The sequence below is a fragment of the Microbulbifer hainanensis genome, from assembly GCF_014904735.1.
Lineage (GTDB): Bacteria > Pseudomonadota > Gammaproteobacteria > Pseudomonadales > Cellvibrionaceae > Microbulbifer > Microbulbifer hainanensis.
In genome coordinates, this window is the sequence record NZ_JACZCR010000033.1 from 123,789 (window position 1) to 144,279 (window position 20,491).

At 61.5% G+C, this 20,491-nt stretch carries 19 protein-coding genes; 11 read left to right on the plus strand and 8 right to left on the minus strand.

Annotated elements, in window-relative coordinates; translation table 11 throughout:
* Positions 1-22: 22 nt before the first annotated feature.
* From IG168_RS13845 to IG168_RS13865, 5 genes are all read left to right on the plus strand, one after another.
* Positions 23-985 (plus strand): MerR family transcriptional regulator, encoded by a 963-nt coding sequence (locus tag IG168_RS13845; protein WP_193165000.1) that lies wholly within the window; start codon positions 23-25, stop codon positions 983-985.
* Positions 982-2,445: a cryptochrome/photolyase family protein gene (locus tag IG168_RS13850; protein ID WP_193165001.1), complete on the plus strand. Its 1,464-nt coding sequence runs from the start codon at positions 982-984 to the stop codon at positions 2,443-2,445. The genes IG168_RS13845 and IG168_RS13850 overlap by 4 nt, the downstream gene beginning before the upstream one ends.
* A 137-nt stretch (positions 2,446-2,582) precedes the next feature.
* A complete protein-coding gene (locus tag IG168_RS13855) occupies positions 2,583-4,757 on the plus strand; it encodes an autotransporter outer membrane beta-barrel domain-containing protein (protein ID WP_193165002.1) in 2,175 nt (724 codons plus the stop codon).
* A gap of 189 nt (positions 4,758-4,946) precedes the next feature.
* Positions 4,947-6,146, plus strand: a complete 1,200-nt coding sequence (locus IG168_RS13860) for a pyridoxal phosphate-dependent aminotransferase (protein WP_319024713.1) — start codon at positions 4,947-4,949, stop codon at positions 6,144-6,146.
* A 194-nt stretch (positions 6,147-6,340) separates the two neighbouring features.
* On the plus strand, positions 6,341-6,817 hold the full coding sequence (locus IG168_RS13865) for an Lrp/AsnC family transcriptional regulator (protein ID WP_193165004.1): 477 nt from the start codon (positions 6,341-6,343) through the stop codon (positions 6,815-6,817).
* A 32-nt stretch (positions 6,818-6,849) separates the two neighbouring features.
* On the opposite strand, the gene IG168_RS13870 is transcribed toward IG168_RS13865, so the two are convergent.
* The 3 genes from IG168_RS13870 to IG168_RS13880 are packed head-to-tail and all read right to left on the minus strand — an operon-like array spanning position 6,850 to position 10,689.
* A complete protein-coding gene (locus tag IG168_RS13870; protein ID WP_193165005.1) occupies positions 6,850-7,875 on the minus strand; it encodes a HupE/UreJ family protein in 1,026 nt (341 codons plus the stop codon).
* Positions 7,872-8,729, minus strand: a complete 858-nt coding sequence (locus IG168_RS13875) for a peptidyl-prolyl cis-trans isomerase (protein ID WP_193165006.1) — start codon at positions 8,727-8,729, stop codon at positions 7,872-7,874. The genes IG168_RS13870 and IG168_RS13875 overlap by 4 nt, the downstream gene beginning before the upstream one ends.
* Positions 8,730-8,778: 49 nt before the next feature.
* Positions 8,779-10,689: a DUF3604 domain-containing protein gene (locus IG168_RS13880; RefSeq protein WP_193165007.1), complete on the minus strand. Its 1,911-nt coding sequence runs from the start codon at positions 10,687-10,689 to the stop codon at positions 8,779-8,781.
* A 143-nt stretch (positions 10,690-10,832) separates the two neighbouring features.
* Between IG168_RS13880 and IG168_RS13885 the strand changes: the two genes are divergently transcribed.
* Both IG168_RS13885 and IG168_RS13890 read left to right on the plus strand, forming a co-directional pair.
* Positions 10,833-11,006 carry a hypothetical protein gene (locus IG168_RS13885; protein ID WP_193165008.1) on the plus strand — a complete coding sequence of 58 codons (174 nt, stop codon included), beginning with the start codon at positions 10,833-10,835 and terminating at the stop codon, positions 11,004-11,006.
* 63 nt (positions 11,007-11,069) lie between these two features.
* Complete coding sequence (locus tag IG168_RS13890) at positions 11,070-11,474, plus strand: DUF4345 family protein (protein ID WP_193165009.1); 405 nt, start codon at positions 11,070-11,072, stop codon at positions 11,472-11,474.
* Positions 11,475-11,553: 79 nt separating this feature from the next.
* Here the strand turns inward: IG168_RS13890 and IG168_RS13895 are convergent, their stop codons facing one another.
* From IG168_RS13895 to IG168_RS13915, 5 genes are all read right to left on the minus strand, one after another.
* Positions 11,554-12,369, minus strand: coding sequence for a sterol desaturase family protein (locus IG168_RS13895; protein WP_193165010.1), 816 nt, complete (start codon positions 12,367-12,369; stop codon positions 11,554-11,556).
* 149 nt (positions 12,370-12,518) lie between these two features.
* Positions 12,519-13,589, minus strand: a complete 1,071-nt coding sequence (locus IG168_RS13900) for a helix-turn-helix transcriptional regulator (protein WP_193165011.1) — start codon at positions 13,587-13,589, stop codon at positions 12,519-12,521.
* 13 nt (positions 13,590-13,602) lie between these two features.
* Positions 13,603-14,169, minus strand: a complete 567-nt coding sequence (locus IG168_RS13905; protein ID WP_193165012.1) for a lytic transglycosylase domain-containing protein — start codon at positions 14,167-14,169, stop codon at positions 13,603-13,605.
* Positions 14,170-14,306: 137 nt separating this feature from the next.
* Positions 14,307-16,034 (minus strand): proline--tRNA ligase, encoded by a 1,728-nt coding sequence (locus tag IG168_RS13910; protein ID WP_193165013.1) that lies wholly within the window; start codon positions 16,032-16,034, stop codon positions 14,307-14,309.
* Between the two features lie 154 nt (positions 16,035-16,188).
* Complete coding sequence (locus IG168_RS13915) at positions 16,189-16,620, minus strand: HU family DNA-binding protein (RefSeq protein ID WP_193165014.1); 432 nt, start codon at positions 16,618-16,620, stop codon at positions 16,189-16,191.
* A gap of 290 nt (positions 16,621-16,910) precedes the next feature.
* Here IG168_RS13915 and IG168_RS13920 point away from each other — a divergent pair, with 290 nt between their 5' ends.
* From IG168_RS13920 to ruvC, 4 genes are all read left to right on the plus strand, one after another.
* Positions 16,911-17,171 carry an FmdB family zinc ribbon protein gene (locus IG168_RS13920; protein WP_193165015.1) on the plus strand — a complete coding sequence of 87 codons (261 nt, stop codon included), beginning with the start codon at positions 16,911-16,913 and terminating at the stop codon, positions 17,169-17,171.
* Positions 17,172-17,236: 65 nt separating this feature from the next.
* Positions 17,237-19,015, plus strand: a complete 1,779-nt coding sequence (gene aspS, locus IG168_RS13925; RefSeq protein ID WP_193165016.1) for an aspartate--tRNA ligase — start codon at positions 17,237-17,239, stop codon at positions 19,013-19,015.
* A 56-nt stretch (positions 19,016-19,071) separates the two neighbouring features.
* A complete protein-coding gene (locus IG168_RS13930; RefSeq protein ID WP_193165017.1) occupies positions 19,072-19,815 on the plus strand; it encodes a YebC/PmpR family DNA-binding transcriptional regulator in 744 nt (247 codons plus the stop codon).
* Between the two features lie 118 nt (positions 19,816-19,933).
* A complete protein-coding gene (ruvC, locus tag IG168_RS13935; RefSeq protein WP_226876977.1) occupies positions 19,934-20,485 on the plus strand; it encodes a crossover junction endodeoxyribonuclease RuvC in 552 nt (183 codons plus the stop codon).
* The last annotated feature ends 6 nt before the right edge of the window (positions 20,486-20,491 follow it).

Consider the following 20,491-nt stretch of genomic DNA (forward strand, 5'->3'; position numbering starts at 1 on the left):
TTTGCCGCGAGGTCTGTTACCGATGTCCGAAACCGACGCTGAAATGATTGCCGCAGAAACTGCCGGGATGGGCAGCGAATTGCCCGCGGGAGACGCTGCCGTGCCCATTCGCGAGGTGGCCCAGCGCACCGGCGTTAATCCCGTCACCCTGCGCGCCTGGGAGCGCCGCTACGGGCTGCTGAAACCGGCGCGCACCGGCAAGGGGCACCGTTTGTACAGTGAGGACGATGTCCGCCGTGTCGAGGAGATACTCGCGTGGCTGGCGCGCGGCGTCGCCATCGGCAAGGTGCGCCCACTGCTGGACGAGGGCGCGCCCGCGGCGGTGGAGGAGGACAGCTGGAGCGGTATGGTGGAAGCGACTACTGTGGCGGTGTCGCAGTTCGCGGCACCAGAGCTGCAGCGGCAACTGGAACAGTTGCTGTCGAGTTATCCGCTGCCGCTGATTCTCGATCGCTGGCTGACGCCGGTGCAGCGCCGGCTGCATCGCCGCGAGCGCTTCGGCAGCAGTGTGGCACAGGGTTTTTTCTGGCAGCTGCTGACAGAGGAACTCGCGATCGTACTGCGCGCCGGGCGCAAGAATATCCGCCAGTCCGGTCGCAACAGTCGCGGCAAACTACTGCTGGTGAGTTTTAGCGGCGGCGAGCAGCAGGTATTTGCCCGGCTGTTCTGCGCCGCGCTGATTGCCGCCGGCTGGGACGCGGTGCACCTGGGTCCGGATGTGGAACTGGGGGAGCTGGCATTTGCCGCGGAAAAACTCGGTGCCGACGGTGTCATCTGCTACAGCCATAACGCGCTACCCATGGCGGTCCTGGGCAGCGGCCTGGAGCGCGCGCTGCGCAGCCTCAATAAACCGCTGTGGCTGGCCGGCGGTATCGTCGAGCTGCAGCGCGGCGATGTGCAGAGACTCGCCCGGCACAAAGGTTGCCGTGTGTTACCGGCGGAGTGCGACCCGGCAATCCGCGCATTGCGGGAGCAGCTCCCATGACCCGCAACCTGCAATACGGGCGCGGCCTGGTTTGGCTGCGCAACGACCTGCGCCTGCGCGACAATACGGCCCTGTACCGCGCTGCGGTCAGCTGCGGCGCCGTCGCGGCAGTTTTCATTGCCTGCCCGAAAACCTGGAAGAGCCATGACGACGGCGACCCGGTAGTGAACTTTCGCCTCGCCTGCCTGCGCGAGCTGCAGGAGAGCCTGGCGGGCAGGCGTATTCCCCTGTATTTCCTCGAGGTTGCATCGTTTGACGAAGTGCCGTCGGCACTGCAGCAGATTGTCCGCAAGCTGCAAATCGACGCGGTATTCGCCAACGCGGAATATCCATTTAACGAGCAGCGCCGCGACAGCGCGGCGCGGGCCGCACTCCAAGAGGCCGGGGTGCCGATCGAGTACAGCACCGACCGGACCCTGGTGCCGCCGGGCGCAGTCAGGACCGGCAGCGGCGACGCCTACAAAGTGTTCACACCGTTCAAGCGCGCTTTCGTCTCCCAGTGCGGCGCCACGGATTTCTCCCCGCTGCCGCCGCCGCGGCAGTTCGACGGTGACAAAGGCTGGCCGCAATGGCTGCAGATCGCGGGCGCGCACAACCTGGTGCAGACGATTCCCGATACGGTGCGCGGCTATCGGGCGCTGCCCCAGAAAGACGGCAAGATATTCGGTTGGATGCCGGGAGAAAAAGCGGGGGCACGCCGCCTGCGCGAATTCGGTGAAATCATCGATGGCTATGAAGACGAACGCGATTTTCCCGCGATCGATGCCACGTCCAGGCTGTCCCCCTATTTGAACTGCGGCGCGGTTTCGATTCGCCAGTGCGCGCAGCTGGCGCTCGGGTTGAATGAGGGGCGCTGGGTCGGCGGCAGCGAGGGTATCAGTTGCTGGCTGGGGGAATTGATATGGCGCGAATTTTACACGCACCTGCTGGTGGCGTTTCCCCGCCTGTGTAAACACCAGCCATTCAAGCCGGAAACCGACCGGGTGCCCTGGTCCGGGGATGAACTGGCCTTCCGCCGCTGGTGCCAGGGCAAAACCGGTGTGCCGATCGTCGACGCGGCAATGCGCCAATTGCTGGAAACCGGCTGGATGCACAACCGCCTGCGCATGGTGGTGGCGTCGTTTCTCAGCAAGAACCTGTTGATCGACTGGCGCTGGGGCGAGCGCCATTTCATGAACCACCTGATCGACGCTGACTTTGCGGCCAACAACGGCGGCTGGCAGTGGGCGGCGTCCACCGGTACTGACGCAGTGCCTTATTTCCGCGTTTTCAATCCCTACAGCCAGTCGAAAAAATTCGATCCGCGCGGGGAGTTTATCCGCCGGTTTGTACCGGAATTACACGAACTGAATGATAAGGAAATTCACTGCCCCGACTCAGCGGCGGATTATCCGGCGCCGATCTGCGACGTGGCGCAGAGCCGCAAGCACGCGATCGAGGTTTATGCGGCGCTGAAATAAAGCGTTGTTTTGCGCGGGCGCGCGGGCCTTCCCCCGCAAGCGCGATGGAGTGTGTCGAAAGTGGGTTGCGCGGCGCCAATCGGCAAATTTGCCGCGTCTATACTTGCTCCATCGCCAACGACGCAATGGAGTGCGCCATGGGTTTTCCCTGCAAGTCCCTCTCACTGGCGGTGGCTCTCGCCGCCGCTGCCAACAGTTACGCCGACGGCAATATCGCCGAACTGTACAGCGGTATCGTGGTGTTCGGGGACAGTCTGTCGGACAGTGGTAACGCGGGTGTTTTTACCAGTAACGATCCCGCCGGGTTAATACCGCCACAACCGGCGATCAGTTTTACTGCACAGGATCTGGGGCTGGCGCCGCTGTTACCGTCCTGTTACGGCCTGGGCCCCGCGTTTGGTGGCGCTATTCCCTGTGCGCCGGCGCCGGGAACGACGGATCAGCAACTGCAGCAGATTGTCGGTTCGGTACTGACCAATGGCAGCAACTGGGCGGTCGGAGGCAACCGCGCCGCGGACGTGTTGCTCGATCTCGTCGGGCCGCAGCGCTTCCTCCAGCTCTTCCCCGACACCACCGTTGCCGATCACAACAGCCTGAACACGATACTGCCGGATTCCACCCGCTGTGGCCCGGACGGCGTCTGCGACCCGGCCGCCGGCGAGAGCCCCTATTTATCGCCGGCGGAAACCGCCGAGGCGGTGGCGGCTTTCGGTAACCCCGCCGCCCTGCAGGCACTGGTCGATGACCCCTCCAACAATATCACTATCACCGGTGTGCCCTTTGCCACAGGCCAGGGATACCTGCCGCAGAATGCCGTCAACCGCGACGCGCTCTACTATCTGAACGGCGGTGGCAATGACATCATTGCCGGGGTATTCGCCGGTACTATTACGCCGGATTCCATGACGCGTTCCGCCACCTTTCTGGCGACAGCCGCCGCTGAATTGCGGGGGGCCGGTGCCCGCTTTATCGCGGTGTCGAATGCCCCGCGGGTCGGCAACACACCGCTGATGAACGATGCGGGGCCGGCGGCGGTCAGTGCGGGCAACACCGGCACGGCGCTGTTTAACGAGGCGCTGCGGCGCAAGCTCAATGTCATCGGCAATGTACTGATTCTGGATACCGAGGGGTTCAGCGCCCTGGCGCACGAGCGGCCCGGATTGTTCGGTTTTGCCAATATCGATCAGGCCGCCACCTGCTACCAGGCCGGGGCCTGCGCTAATCCAGACCCGGTCTACAGCCAGGGTGGCAGTGCCCCGAATGCCAACCGCCTGCTGTTCAATGATGGTGTGCACCCGACGCTGGCTGCGGGAATGACTGTCGGTGACTATTACGCTTCGGTGCTGAGTGCGCCGGTGGGCTATGGCCTGCTGCCGGATCTCGGTTACGCAAATCTGCAGGCGCACCAGTCGAACATCAATCACCACCTGGTGGCCCAGCGCTTTCGCGATCCCACCACGACGATTTTCTTCGGCGCCGCCTGGCAGCGCACGGATATCGGGTTTGGCCCCGCAATCAATGAGCGGAACAACGGCTGGGACGGTTTCTTCGGCTTCAGTTTCGCGTCCGGTGATAACCTGGAATGGGCCATGGCGCTGTCGTATGCCGGCAACGACTACGATCCGAAGGACTGGTCGCTGGAAGCGCGCAACCTCAATTTCAGCATCCTGGCCCGCTGGGACAACGAGCGCTATTTTGTCGATGGCGGTTACACATACGGGAACATCGATTACAAGGAAATTGATCGCCAGGTACATATCGGCAGCGTCTTCAACCGGCGCATGGAAGCGGATAGTGACGGCGATACCAGCACCCTGTTCCTGAATGCGGGTTTCGACAGCGCGCCGGCGTTGCCGTGCCAGTTGGGACCATTTGTCTCGGTGGAGCTGACTCGGGTGGATGTGGACAGCTTCCGCGAAAAGACCTGGCGGGACCTGACGTACATTGGCGACAACGGACAGGACCTGGATCCCATTGGTCTCAAGGTGCGCCACCAGAACCGCGACTACCAGCGCTACCGTGCGGGCTATTTCTACAATGGTCCGGAGAAAGCCGATTGGCGCTGGTTTGGCGAAGTGTGGCTGGAAGTCAATGACGGTGACGACCGCGATACCGTGGGGATCGGCCTCAAGTCGATCCGCGGCAACAGCGCCTATATGGCGGGCTACGATAGCTACAATGACGGTTACTTCCAGAATGGTGTCGGCGGCCTGGTGGGGCTCAACCTCACCGAGAAGCTGCAGGTCAGCGGCAATATCCATGTTTATCCGGAGAACACCGTCGGTGGCCTGAACCTGAATTACCGCTTTTAACTGTTGCGGGCGGAACCGGGATTTGCCGGGCAGTCACTGTTCCCGGTGACACAAAAATGTCACAGAATTATCTGCGGCAATGGGGGTGAAATTGGCGCGGGAATGCGAAATCGGTGCCGTTATCGCGGCATTGATTACCCGCCTGGTTGTTACCGTATAGGTATTGATAACAACCGGAATGTGATTGCCGTGACGAAGTTCAGCCCCCGATTCAGCCAACAGAGTGATGCCCTGGACAGTGCCGATGCCGACGTCTGGGCGGTCAGTGATCGCGCCCACGAACTGGCCGACAAGGGCGAGGACGTGATCTTTCTCTGTGTCGGCGACCCCAACTTCGACACCCCCGAGCCCATTCTCGATTACGCCCGCGCGCGCCTCGGCGTCGGCCGAACCCACTATTCCCCGGCAGCCGGCGAACTGATGCTGCGCCGCGCGATTGCGGATATCGAAAGCAAGGTCTCGCCGCACCCCTGCAGCCCGGATGATGTGGTGGTTTTTCCCGGTGGTACCAACGCTATTTACGCAGTTCTCGCCTGCCTGCTGAACCCGGGTGAAGAGATCGTGATCCCGGAACCGATGTATATCGGTTATGTCCCCATCTGCGATTCCCTGCGCCTGAAAGTCAATAAAGTCGCCTGTCCGGCGGAACAGAATTTTGCTTTCGACGTGGATGCGATCAAGGCGGCCATTGGTCCCGATACCCGCGCCGTGATGATCAACACCCCGGTCAACCCGACCGGCGCCATGGCCACCCCGGAACAGCTGCGCGAACTCGCGGCCCACTGCCGGGCGCTGGGTATCTGGTTGGTCTGCGATGAAATGTATTCGATGATCACCTTTGCCCGTCGCCACACCTCGCTGCGCACGGCGGCCGAACATCTGGACAATGTGGTCGTCATCGATGGCCTGTCCAAATCTCACGCCATGAGCGGCTGGCGCCTGGGCTGGGCGGTAGCGCAGGGGCCGCTGGTGCAACGCCTGATTGAATTCGCCGGCGCCACCATCTTTGGCTGCCCGCAATTTATTCAGGAGGCCGCCGCTTTTGCTCTGGAGTTTGATACCTACTTCGTCAAGCAGATGCGCGACGCCTACGAGCGCCGCCGCGACCTGATCGTGGAGCGCATCGGACGCATTCCCGGACTCAGCTGCTACTCACCGGACGCGGGCATGTTCGTGATGGTCGATGTATCCCAGGTGGCGGAATCCGGCGAGGCCTTTGCCGAGGCACTGCTCGACGCCGAACGCGTCTCCGTCCTGCCCGGTACGCCTTTCGGTGCCAGCGCCGTCAACCACGTGCGACTGACCCTTGCCGCGGACGAGGGAGAGCTCTCCCGCGCCCTGGATCGTATCGAGCACTTTGTAACCAGCGGCAGCCGCAGAGCCGGTTGAGCCGCGCCTTTACCCCCACACCCGTCACTGCGCGCATTTCGGAATCCCGCCGTCTCAAAGGGCTGAGGATACCGGGATGCGGTGGCGCGATCCGGTGCGGTGCGGATGGCGACTTCGCCGACAGAGTTCCAGCCGGTGGCGAATGCCGCTATCCTTCCCCCTTCGCGAGAACCCCAGAGTAGAAGAATCAAAGCGTGAAAATAGATCGCCACAACCTGCGTATCCTGCAGGTGCTGCAGACCAATGCGCGTATCAGCAACCTGAATCTGAGTGAACAGATCGGCCTGTCCGAGAGTGCCTGCCTAGCGCGGGTCAAACGATTGACGAGCGAACGCTACGTACGTGAATTTCATGCGGAGGTGAACCTGGACAAGGTGCGCCATGCCGAGTTTTACGTCAACGTGGCCCTCAAGCGACAGGATGCGCGCACCAGTGAAAGCTTCCGCCGTGCCATCAACGATATTCCGCAGATCGTGTCCTGCGTGAAGATGTCCGGTGAATTCGATTACATGTTGCGCTTCGTCTGCCCGGACGCGGCGGATTTCAATCGCGTATCGGAACAGCTGCTGGCCAACGAGGATGCAGCCATTTCTCGCATGACATCGCACCTGGTCATCGAAAAGACCAAGCCGTTTACCGGTTATCCCCTCGACATGCTCTTCCAGGACTGAAAGCCGACGCCCGGCGGTGCGGGCGCCAGTCTCTAGATCATCATCGACACAGTGCGCTCGATCAGCCACCAGGCGGCCAGCCCACCCACCAGATAGGACACCGGCCAGGCGACAGCTACAGCGGCGGATTCGTTACTGTACTGCTGCCACTGCTGGACCGGCGGCAGACGCCGGAACAGCACAAATAGCCCGGTGACGGCGACGATAAACAGCAGCTGCCCGGCCTCTACACCGATATTGAACATCGCCAGCGACAGTGGAATAGCGTCCTGAGGCACACCGATATCGGCCAGCGCGCCGGCAAACCCCAGTCCGTGCAGCAGGCCGAAGCCAAAGGCCACCAGCCAGGGCTTGCGGATTGCCAGGGTGCTGCGCCCGCGGAGCTTGTGCAGTATCTCGGTTGCCACGAAAACAATACTCAGCGCGATGACCGCCTCCACCGGTGCCTGGTGGACGCTTACGATACCGAGGACCGCCGCTGCCAGAGTGATGCTGTGGGCCAGCGTAAATGCGGTAATTGTCCCCAGTAGCTGTCGGCCACCGGTCACCAGCAGGATCAGTGCCAGCACGAATAGCAGGTGATCGATTCCCAGCAATATGTGTTCCACGCCCAGGGCGAAATAGGTCCCGGCGACCTGGCCGTTACCCGCCTTGCCATCCACAGTGAATTGCGGCTGATCCGGCAGCAGCCGCAAAACCTGTTCTCGGCCATCAAGCCAGGTAATCCGTGCCAGGGCATCGGTCATGGTCTGCTGCAGGCCGTCGATGTTAATGGTCACTCCGGCGAGGTCGTGTGCGTGGCGGATTTTCCAGGTCTCCGCGTAAAAGCCGTTGACCAGTTGCGCCTGAGGCGCAGCGATGGCCACCACGCTGTCATCGAATCGGACGTTCATGGCGAGACGCAGTTCGCCGCGGGCCGGCACCCGCCAGGTTACGGCGAACTCTCCTGCGCTGGTCTGTTCAATCTGCAGGTAGGCCGGGCGCAGCTCATGGGAGAAAAGCGGCGGCGACAGCAGGAGTGTAAACAGCAGCAGGATCGGCGCGAGGGTTTTGCTCATTGCCGGGCCACCTCGCCGGCGCTGCCGTGCAGTTCGCCCTCTATGCGCACATCGTATTTTGCCCGCAGGGATTCATACTGGCGCTGGAGAACGTCTTTCTGTTCCTGCAATTGCCAGTCCCGCAATACCTGTGGGCGCACTTCGGCGAAATTCGCCGGCCGCTGTGGCTCGTAGTGTTCGATAAATACCAGATGCTGGCCGTAGGCGGAGCGCACGGGGCCGGCCCACTGGCCGCGCGGCAGTTCACGCAACTGGTCGGAGAACTTGTCTCCGAAGACCCGGTCGATGCGCCCGGCAGTTTCGTCGGAATAGTGCCCCTGCAGAAGGTTGCTGTCGCCGACGCTGTCGGCGGGTGCGCCGGTCTGCAGCAACGCCAGTGCTGCGCGCGCATCACTGGCGGCAGTCGCGCGGGTATCACCACTGAAAAAGCGCTGCCGGAAACTGATCCGGGCCGGGCGCAGGTAGGCCTGACCGTGCCGGGCAAAATAATCGCGCAGCACTTCGTCGCCCGGATCCAGCGTGTCGACGAGATCGCGGGAAAGGAATTCCATTTTCTGGCGCAGGCGGCGGCGCACTACGGTGTCGTCGCGATCTAGCCCCAGTTTCACCGCTTCGCGGTAGAGCACTTCCTCGCGCACATAATCATCCACCAGTGTGCGCAACTCCCGCTCGGTCGGCGGCCGCTGCCAGCCACGGGCAAAGACCGCCACCAGGTGATCGATGCGGTTCTGGTTGACGACAATCGCTTCCGGCTTATGCCCGGGCTGGAACCATGCATTGACGCCAAACAGCAGGGCGCCGATGACTGCGAAGTGCAGCAGTGGCTCGCGCAGCAGCGAATTTTTCATGGTCATGGTGAAGCTCCTTGCCCGGTATATTTCGCCGATGTAATACCAACCCGACTTACTGCCCCGGTTCGTACCAGATCGGCGAGCTCCAGGCGCGCTCCTGGATGCTGGTGGGTACGCCGTCGAGCAGCGGCAGATTTTTGCGCGCGGCGTCGTAGGTGCTCCATCGCGGCGTGGGGATCTGTATGGCGCGCAGGTAGTAATAGGCGCGGTGCAGTGGGTCGAAAGCCGAATCTGTCCACACCGCGGTCAGGCTGGTGGAGCCGATGGTGTTCTCATAGAGGGCCCTTTGCGCGTTAACGGTGTTGCCCACTTCCTGTTCGGCGCGCCCCTGGGCACTGATCGAGCGGCCCTTGGAAACGGCGACATCGTAGATATGTTCGTGGTGTTGCCCGTTGCCATCCACCCAGCCCTTGACCATCTGAATGCGGTCCAGGTTGGCGCCATCGGGGTCCTTGAGGGCGTAGAGATAAAAAGTCGGCCCCTTTTTGCCATTGCCCGGCGGCGGGGTGAGGGTGCCGCCCATGGGGACGCCGGCATCGTAGCCGGTCCTCACCAGGCCTTCGTAGTCGCCCGGTTTCTTCGACAGGCCGAAACCGCCGAATAGGCGCACCTTGATGCGCGGGCCGGAGGTGGCAAAAGTCTCGCGGTTGTAGATGGCGTCCCAGATGGCCGCACGGGTATTTTCCGGCGCCCAGACACCGGTAATTGCCCCCGGGTTGGCGTCGATCGTCTTCATCCAATCGGGAATTTTACCGGTGCGGCGCGCCTCGGCAGTGTCGTCGGAGGCGCCGTGGCCACCGTGGTAGTTCGACTCCCATACATTGCCGGGGCGGCCGTTGTGGTTGTCGCTACCGCCGACAATACCGTACTTGAAGGGGTTCACCCCGAGTTTGTCTTCGTATTCGAGTCCGTACTTGAGTCCTTCGCGGACGAAATCGCGCTTGCTGAATCTGCGGTTGCTGAAATCCTGAATGCTGTTGGCATTTTCGAAATCGGCAAATTCGTCGTTGGGCCAGAATTTGATATGTACTTCAGAGTCGCCCTTGGCCTGCATGATTTCGATGGCGGGCTCCATCGTATTGCGCATTTTGGCGTAAGTCTCGCTCAATGGCTTGCCACCTGAGTCGAGCGCGGGAAACATGCGCCCGCGGCTCGCGTTGGAGTTATGCGGTATGGCGAAGACCTGCATGCCCTTGCCGCGCAGTTCCTCCATCCACTGCCAGAGTTCCTCTTCGGTCTGCAGGTCGATGTAACTCATCGGCCGCTGCGGCAGGTTCATATCGCGAAAGTAGATATTGCGATGCAGGTTGGCGCCGCCGGGTGTGGCGGTCCACTCGTAGGCGGGAATGGTGGTGAAATTGCCCGGGTCGTTGTAGCGCTCAACCGCTGACATGATCTCTTTCCAGCCATTGGCGGTGGATTCGTTGCCGACAAAAAAGCTCGCGTGTTGTGGTTTTTTGCGGTTGGCCATGGCGACGTTTTCAAGGAACCACTTCTCGCGGTCTTTGATATTGTCCAGCGACAGTAACTGCTGTACCGATTCGGTGTCATGCCCGGGCGCGTCGTCATGGAGCACCGTGTACATTTCACCGATAAACTCCGCGTGATCGGTAATGGCAAAAAAATCCAGCGGCTTGTGAATCTTGTAACCCTGCCCATTCACTTGAATGGTTTCGCCTTTGGCAAAACGCATTGCGTCTTCCGGCATTAATGCCATACCGCCGATATAGGCGTCGAGGGAGTAGGCAGTATGCAGGTGTAGTTCGCCGAAATAGACGTTTTTCAGGCCGCTGGTATCGGCTGATGTAGCGCTGCGACTTTGTTCTGCGCGCATTTCACTGGCGGGAGCGGCGACCTTTCCTTCCTCGGCGCCGTTTTTCGCGGTTCTTTCCGCGCGGTCGGGACCGCAGGCGCACAGCAGGCTGACAGCACCACCCAGTAAAAGCATTTTCAGTGAGGGCATATCGGATAACTCCATTTATCCCGGTTGTACCTGTTTATCGACTGGATAGTGGCGACTGCCGATATGTGTGCCGGCTTTTCCCTGGCTGGCTTGTGATACTTTCTGTCGGGGCCGCGTTTGGCGGGTTTCTGGGCGTCGAGTCCATGGAATACCGGCGCTGTGAATCCTGGTTAATTGTGACCGGTAAGTATGGTTTGCCAGAGCGAGTTTTCCAGTGCGCGGCCATTTGCCAGGACTTCGCCAGCTGGCGCTGGACGAGCGACGGCGAAATTCTGGCGTTGCGGGTTTCGACGAATCCGCTGAAGCCGATAGAATGACCGGTGAGTGGCCCTCTGGCTTGGGGCCGTCGTGGTGCGAGCATTAAGGTTCAGGGAGAAAGCATGAAATATTACGGCGTCGTTTATCTGGTCGTGAACCTGCTGGTTTATGCGGCCATCGGAGCCTGGGCTGCCATTGTGCCAGAGGCCTTTGCCGCCGCTATCGACCTGAGCTTTGTCGCGCCGTCGGCACTGCCGGAATTTCTCGCTACTTTCAGCGGATTGATGCTGGCCATCGCCCTGGGATTACTGCTGGCGCTGATTTTGCGTCGCCACCGACGCGCGGCCTACGCGGCCCTGTCACTGGCTTATCTCGGTTTTGCCAGCGGGCGCCTGTACGGCATGCTGGTATTCAGTGGTTTTGACTGGCGCAACGGCGTCTTCCTGGCGCTAGAAATACTGCTGCTGGTGTGGGGTATTTTCTGCTATCGGGAAATGCGCTGGCTGCCGAAGGAGTATGGCCATTAGGCCGTGCCGAAAGCCATAAAAAAGCGCGCTCCACTGGAGCGCGCAAGACATGCGGACATCTGCCGATCAGCCGCAATTCTCAGGTCGCCGCGGGTGATTTCTCCCCCGCCGTCGCACTATCACTGAATTCCCCATCCACCGCCTGGCGGAATACCTGCTTGTAGTTCTTGAATTCTGTGCCCATCCAGCGATCCCACCAGGTGAAATAGAAGCCGTAATTGCCCTGGAAGCGCTGGTGGTGCAGGTCGTGGTGGGTGGTGGTGGTCAGTATATCCAGTGGACCGTCCACCCAGCCGCGCGGATGGAATTCACAGCCGGCGTGCAGCATGGTGTTGCGGAATATCATCACGAAGATGAACGCCAGCCACACCAGCACGTGCAGCGGCAGTAGCATCAGGATCAGCGGCGAATAGATTGCCATCAGCACACCCTCGCCGATCGAGAAACTGTAGGCCGCCCAGGGGGTTGGCGTGCGGGATAGGTGATGCACCCGGTGGAAGTGCTTGAACAGCTTCGGGTGATGCATGGCCCGGTGGCACCAGTAGAAATAGGCGTCGTGGATCAGGATGACGGCCGGCAGGCTGGCGAGGTTCCACCACAGAGGGAACTCGTTCCAGTGCCAATAGAGCTTGATGAGGCCCCAGTCGCGCAGCACGCTGGTGACGAGCCCGACGGTGGCAAACACGCCGAGGGTCAGCATCGAGTAGCTGAATTCGCGGCGGATATCCTGCCACTTGGCGCGGCGCGTCTGCAGGCGCCGCCGGTTCATCCAGCCGCGGAACAGCAGGCTAACGCACAGGCTCATGACGGTGGCCGCAAGCAGGTAGCGGAACAGGTCGGTTTTGAAGTGGGACACCCAGTGCTGAGCCATATCCCAGAGAAACGCCAACTCCATACATTCACCTTGTTGAATCTTTCATCGGTGGTCATGAAGGAGCGGCTAGCGGACTGCTCCTTTCCTGTTATCTGACCAGTCTGGAGCAAAGCGCGGATCGGCGCTTACGGAATCCGCAAAACAGCTGACGGATTCTGAAATACGAGTGTTTATGCGGGGAATCGCTCGCGCCGGTACTCGGTGGGCGTCAGGTTGTGGCGGCGCTTGAAGGCGGCGTTGAACGGGCTCAGGGAGCGGTAGCCGATATCCAGGGCGATGCTCAGTACCGGCAGATGAGCCTGGTCAGGGTCGGCGAGCCGCGCGCTGGCTTCGTCGATACGGAACTGGTTCAGGTATTCGTTGAAGTTGCGGTAGCCTAGGTGACGGTTGATCAGCGCGCGCAGCACGTGTTCGCGCGCGTCCAGTTGCTCGGCCAGTTCGCGGATCGTCAGACCGGTGTGACGGTAGCCGCCATTGCGCATATGTTGCTGTAGCTGATCCAGTAATTGGTGTTGCTGCGGATCCAGCGGCTCCGGCGCTGGCTCTGCCGACGTTTCCGCCGGTTCGGCCGGCGCTTCGCTGGCTTGCGGCAGGGATTCCGTCAGCGCGCCGGGAGACAGCGCCAGCAGCCACAGGCAGGCGGCGAGGGTCAGCAGACTGGCGAGGATCGCGTGCAGGGTGGGGACGCCGGCCGGCACCGGCAAGTAGTCAAACAGGAATTCCACACAGACGACGATCAACATATAGCTGCCGACGGCAATCAGCAGGCTGGCGCGCAGGCGCCGGCGGGCCTGAACCAGGTCCGACTGGAATTGCTGCTGCAGGGCGATCAGCCCGGCGCAGAGCAGGCTCAGCTTGAGCGGCTGCGACAGCAGGTACATGGCGCGCTGGAACTGCGGCGATTCGGCAAAGTCCAGGTGGTTGGCAGCCAGGCTGACCAGCACGGTGATCGCGCACAACACCCAGCCCCAGCGGGGGAAGCGTTCCCCCTCACTGCACAGCTGGTGTGCAAACAGCCAGAAGGCCATGGGAATCAGTACGGTGGGCAGATCGAGTAGTAGACTGACGACCGCGCCGTGGGGCGGTAGTACCGGGCGCAGCAGGTAGCAGAAAACACCGGCCAACAGCAGTATCAGCCAGCGCCCGGCGGCCTGCTGGTGGTAGCTGATCGCCAGTTTGGCTGCGGCCAGCAGGAGCAGGCCGCAGGCGGAACCGGTAAAGAAATCGTAACTGCTGTGCATCGATGTTGTCCGCCTAGCGCCAGCGATCAGCCCAGGCGTCCAGCACCTTGCTGCTATAGGTGTGGCGGCCGTAGCTGCCGTTGTAGTAGGCCAGCGCATTGGCCAGGTTGCCTTTGGCCTTGGCGATATAGTGTTTGAGGATGGTGCAGCCGTAACGCAGGTTGGTATCCATATCGATCAGGTTGTCGTCCGGCCGGCCGATTTCCTTCTTCCAGAACGGCATCACCTGCATCATGCCCTGGGCGCCGACCCGCGACACAGCGTAGGGATTGAAGGCACTCTCGATCTGGATGACCGCCAGCACCACTTCCGGACGCAGACCCGCCAGGGTGGCCTCGCGGTGTACGGCCTTGAGCACACGCAGGCGCTCCTTGGGATCATCGATATAGCGGGCGAGGGGCTGGGACTTGGCCATCAGCCAGACTTCGGCATCATAGCGATCGACAAAGCTGTCGGCCTGGGTCACAGCCTCTTTCAGGGCCAGGCGCAGCTCCGGATCGATTTCCGGCAGCTTCGACTGGGCGCCGGCGGCGGTCGCGGCCAGGCACAGAAACAGTGTGGACAGGCTTTTTCTTATCATGACAGGGATTTTACGAAAAGGCGGGCGGGAAGGGCAGGGCCAATTGCGCTGATTCGATGCGGTCGCCGCCCCGGACACAGTCCGGGGCCCAGTGGGGCTGGATACCGGCCAGGGCCGGTATGACGACTGCGTTTTCCTTATACGCCCAGCTTTTTCAGCAGCACTTCTTCCAGCTGTGATTCGGCGAATTCCTGGCTCTCGGCGTCGCGGCGGCCCTTGTACTCCACCACGCCCTTTTCCAGACCGCGGTCGCCGACCACGATGCGGTGTGGGATGCCCAGCAGTTCGACGTCGGCAAGCATGGCGCCGAGGCGCGCTTTCGGCTCGTCCATGAACAGTACGTCCACTCCCTGCGCGCGCAGGGAGTCGTACAGGTGCTCGCACTTTTCGCGCACGACATCGCTCTTGTGCATGTTGATCGGCACGATCGCCAGCTGGAAGGGGGCGATGGCGTCCGGCCAGATAATACCGGCGTCGTCGTGGTTCTGCTCGATGGCGGCGGCAACGATACGGGATACACCGATACCGTAGCAGCCCATGGACATCACCTGTTCTTTGCCGTTCTCATCCAGCACCGTGGCATTCATGGCCCGGCTGTATTTGTCGCCCAGCTGGAAGATGTGGCCCACCTCGATACCGCGCTTGATTTCCAGGGTGCCCTGGCCGTCGGGGCTGGCATCGCCGGCGATCACATTGCGCAGGTCCTCGACGCGGCCCAGCGGTGTATCGCGATCCCAGTTGACGCCGGTGAAATGGTAGTCGTCCTTGTTGGCACCGCAGACGAAGTCCGCCAGGTGCGCTGCGGCTCGGTCGACGATGGTGTGGATGTTCATTCCCACCGGGCCCAGGGAGCCGATGCCGCAGCCCAGTTCCTGGGCGATACGTGCTTCGGGGGCGAATTCCAGCGGGCTGGCGACACCCTTCAGCTTTTCCGCTTTCAGTTCGTTCAGCTCGTGGTCGCCGCGCAGGATCAGCGCGACCAGCGGTGCGGTTTCTCCTTCCTCGCTCTCGCCGAGCACGATCAGGGTTTTGACCGACTGCGCCGGATCCGCCTTGAGGAATTCGCTCACCGCGGCGATGGTCTTCTGGCCGGGAGTATGGACCTCTTCCATCTCAGCCGCGGGCACCGGGCGCTCGCCAGCGGGGGCCACGGCTTCCGCGAGCTCGACGTTGGCCGCGTAGCGGCTCTCGCTGGAAAACGCGATATCGTCCTCGCCGCTGGCGGCGAGCACGTGGAATTCATGGGAACTGGAACCGCCAATGGATCCCGTGTCGGCGAGCACCGGGCGGTAGTCCAAGCCGATGCGGTCGAAGATGCGGCAGTAGGCCGCGTGCATCACATCGTAGGTTTCCTGCAGTGAGTCCGCATCGACATGGAAGGAGTAGGCATCCTTCATGGTGAACTCGCGCGCGCGCATCACGCCGAAGCGCGGGCGTATCTCATCGCGGAATTTGGTCTGCACCTGGTAGAAGTTGGCGGGCAGCTGCTTGTAGCTGCTGATCTCGGTGCGGATCAGGTCTGTGATCACTTCTTCGTGAGTCGGGCCCAGGCAGAAGGCGTTGTCATGGCGATCCTGAATGCGCAGTAGTTCCGGGCCGTACTGCTGCCAGCGGCCGGATTCCTCCCACAGCTCGGCGGGCTGCACCACCGGCATCAGCACTTCCAGCGAGCCGGCGTTGTTCATCTCCTCGCGCACGATCCGCTCGACTTTGCGGAGTACCCGCAGGCCGGTGGGCAGCCAGGTATAGAGTCCGGAAGCCAGGCGGCGGATCATGCCGGCCCGCAGCATCAGCTGGTGGCTGATGACGACGGCGTCGTTCGGGGTTTCTTTCTGGGTGGCGATCAGATAGCGGGATGCGCGCATAGGAGTATTCGGTTTGTCTTGCTTCTAGGGCCGCACATTTTACGCCGTAGGCGGGACCGGATGGTAGGGGCGCGGTGCGACGGAGCCGGAGAGTTTGTCGCGGGGCACAAAAAACCCCGCCGGAGCGGGGTTTTGCTGCGGAATAGGGCGCGAATCAGGACTCGGCCATTTCCTTCAGCTTCTTCAGCGGGCGGATCTTCACCTGGATGCTGGCGGGCTTCGCCTTGAAGACGGTCTCTTCGCCAGTGAAGGGGTTGATGCCTTTGCGGGCTTTCTTGGCCGGCTTCTTCACGGTGGTGATCTTCATCAGGCCCGGCAGGGCGAATTCGCCAACAGCACGCTTCTTCACGTGGGCCTCGATCACGTCGGTCAGCTCGTCGAGAACGGATTGAACCTGCTTGCGGCTCAGCTCGGTCTTCTCGGCGATCTGGTTCAGGATCTGGGTTTTGGTGTACTTCTCTTTGACCGCGGTGACCTTCTTGGCCGGAGCGGCTTTCTTGGCTGCTGCTTTCTTGGCGGGTGCCTTCTTGGCAGCGGTTTTCTTGGCGGGGGCTTTCTTAGCTGCTGCTTTCTTGCGTGCGGCCATGGTAGCTTCCTTCTAAATAGTGTTTTTCCAGAGAAAGAGTGTTCGTCGTCCCGCTGTGCCGCCTGAGAATGGCGCAGGCCCGCAACGGGTACTGAGGGGAAGTATATATAGTTTTTTTTCGCGCGCACGGGGAAATACGGGAAAAATAGTGCTTTTTTTCGCGGATTGGGGGGTGGGACTGCGTCTTCGTGCTCCTATTGCAGTGTTTGCATTGCCTCTTGCGCGGGCAGCTTCTTCCCGCTGTAGGGCTCATGTATAATCTGCGCCCCTCAAAGTACCGGGTATTAGCCATGCCGATCTATGAATACCAGTGCAACGCCTGCGGCCACGAGATGGAGGCCCTGCAGCGCATGAGCGACGCTCCGCTGACCGACTGTCCCGCCTGTGAACAGGCGGAACTGCGCAAGAAGATCTCCGCGGCCGGGTTCCGCCTCAAGGGCGGCGGCTGGTACGAGACCGATTTCAAGACCGGCAGTAAGAAGAACCTGGCCGGCGATGCTGGAAAATCGTCGGCTAAGCCCGCAGCGGACAAGCCGGCCAAGGCCAGCTGACGCCCGGACAGGGACACGCGGGCCCCGGCCCAGAATTCAAATATCGACAACGGGAAATTGTATCCATGCGCAGCGACTACTGTGGCGCCCTTCGATCCGCGGATATTGACCGCGTAGTAACCCTCTGTGGCTGGGTAGACCGCCGCCGCGATCACGGTGGAGTGATCTTCATCGACCTGCGCGACCGCGACGGTATCGCCCAGGTGGTGTTCGACCCGGACGCAGCGGAACATTTCGAAATGGCCGACCGCGTGCGCAGTGAATATGTGCTGAAGGTCACCGGCCGCGTGCGCGCCCGCGCGCTGGAAGCGGTGAACCCGAATATGGTCACCGGCGAGATCGAGGTCTACGGTACCGAGCTGGAAATTCTCAACACCGCCGAAACCGTGCCTTTCCAGCTGGATGAGCACACAGCCGTGGGCGAGGACGTGCGCCTCAAGTACCGCTATCTGGATCTGCGCCGCAACGAGATGCAGAAAAACCTGCGTTTCCGCTCCAAGCTGACCAACGCGATCCGCAATTACCTCGACGGCGAGGGTTTCCTGGATATCGAGACCCCGATCCTGACCCGCGCCACCCCAGAGGGTGCACGTGACTACCTGGTGCCGAGCCGTACCCACGACGGCAAGTTCTTTGCGCTGCCGCAGTCGCCGCAGCTGTTCAAGCAGCTGCTGATGGTGTCCGGTTTCGATCGCTACTACCAGATCGCCAAGTGCTTCCGCGACGAGGACCTGCGCGCGGACCGCCAGCCGGAATTTACCCAGATTGATATCGAAACCTCCTTCCTCGACGAGGAGGAGATCATGTCGATTACCGAGGGCATGGTGCGCGGCCTGTTCCAGGAACTGAAGGGTGTGGACCTGGGTGAGTTCCCGCGCATGACCCACTACCAGGCGATGCTGCGCTACGGTTCCGACAAGCCGGACCTGCGTATTCCGCTGGAGATGGTCGAGATCAAGGACCTGATGACCGAGGTGGAGTTCAAGGTGTTTTCCGGCCCGGCCAACGATCCGAAAGGGCGTGTTGCCGCGCTGAAAGTGCCGGGTGGTAACGACAAGCTGACCCGGAAGCAGATTGACGATTACGGCAAGTTCGTCGGTATTTATGGGGCCAAAGGGCTGGCCTATATCAAGGTCAACGACAAGTCTGACCTGGAAAACGGCCTGCAGTCGCCGATTGTGAAGTTCCTGCCGAACGAAACCCGCGCGGCGATTCTCGAGCGTATGGAGGCCGAGAACGGCGATCTGATCTTCTTCGGTGCGGACAAGGCGAAGATCGTATCGGAAGCCCTGGGTGCGTTGCGCTGCAAGCTCGGCGCCGACCTGAACCTGTACACCTGTGAGTGGGCACCGCTGTGGGTTGTGGCCTTCCCGATGTTTGAGGAAGACGACGACGGCAGCCTGACTGCGCTGCACCACCCGTTCACCGCGCCGTCCTGTTCCCCGGAGGAGCTGGAGGCGAATCCGCTGGGTGCACTGTCGCGCGCCTATGACATGGTGCTGAACGGCACCGAACTGGGCGGTGGCTCTGTACGTATCCACGACCAGAAAATGCAGGAAATCGTGTTCCGCATTCTCGGCATCGATGAGCAGGAACAGCGCGAGAAGTTCGGCTTCCTGCTGGACGCGCTGAAATACGGTGCGCCGCCTCACGGTGGTCTGGCCTTCGGTCTCGACCGCCTGGTAATGCTGATGACCGGCAGCGATTCCATTCGCGACGTCATTGCCTTCCCGAAAACCCAGAGCGCAGCCTGCGTGATGACCGATGCCCCGGGCACCGTGGATGCCAAGCAGTTGCGTGAACTGAATATTCGCCTGCGCCTCAAAGAAGAGCAGATTAGTTAAGAGAGAGACGGGGAGCCCGGGGCGCGGGCTCCACGCAAACGACCGGAGAGATATCGATGGCGGGACATAGTAAATGGGCCAACATCAAGCACCGCAAAGCGGCCCAGGATGCCAAGCGCGGTAAGGTTTTCACCAAGATCATCCGCGAGCTGACCGTGGCCGCGAAGTCCGGCCCCAACCCCGAAGACAACCCCACGCTGCGCGCTACCATCGACAAGGCGCTGGGCGCGAACATGAAGCGCGATACCATCGACAAGGCGATTGCGCGCGGTGCCGGCAACGCCGACGGGGACAACTACGAGGCGGTGACCTATGAAGGGTACGGTGTTGGCGGTGTGGCGGTACTGGTGGAGTGCCTGACCGACAATCGCAACCGCACCGTGGCCGAAGTGCGTCACGCGTTTACCAAACGCGGCGGCAATCTGGGTACCGACGGTTCGGTGGCCTACCTGTTCTCCCGCAAGGGACAGATGTACTACGAGCCGGGTGTCGACGAAGATGCGCTGATGGAGGCCGCGCTGGAAGCCGGTGCCGAGGACATCGAGACCAATGACGATGGCAGCATCGAGCTTACCACCGAGTTCCAGGACTACATGCCGGTCAAGGACGCGCTGAGCGAAGCCGGTTTCAAACCGAATAATGCGGAAATCGCCATGATCCCGTCCACCACGATTCCCCTCGACAAAGAGGGTGCGGAGAAGGTGATGGCGCTGGTCGATATGCTGGAAGACCTGGACGACGTGCAAAACGTCTATACCAATGCCGATATCCCCGAGGATGTCATGGCGGAGCTGGGCTAGAGCCCACACTACCCGCTCCTGAAAATGCCCCGCTCGCCGGGGCATTTTTGTAACCGGGCCGGGTTCGCCTTGACGCTTTACCGCCGCCTTGGGACACTTCCCGCCATTATTTGTATAAATGTACAGGGGGCAGGCCGCCGTGATCCGCATACTGGGTATCGACCCCGGCTCTCGCAAAACCGGCTACGGCCTTATCGACGTCGAGCGCGGCAGGGCCCGCTATGTGGCCAGCGGGGTGATCCGTATCCCCGAGGGACCCTTGCCCGAGCGCCTCAAGCTTATCTTCGATGCCGTCAGCCAGATCGCCGGCCAGTACCAGCCGCAGCAGATGGCCATCGAAAATGTGTTTATGGCCAAAAGTGCCGGATCGGCGCTGAAGCTGGGTCAGGCCCGCGGGGCGGCCATTGTCGCTGCCACCAATGCGGATCTGCCGGTGGCGGAATACGAGGCACGCAAGGTCAAGCAGGCGGTGGTGGGCACCGGCGCAGCCGATAAATTCCAGGTCCAGCATATGGTCAAGACTCTGCTGGCCCTGCCGGCGGCGCCGCAGGAAGATGCCGCCGATGCGCTGGCGGTGGCGCTGTGCCATATGCACACGTCGCAGACATTGTTGCAGACTGCCGGCAGCGGTCGCAGCCGTTTCCGCCGGGGACGCCTGAGCATCTCCTGATGGTTT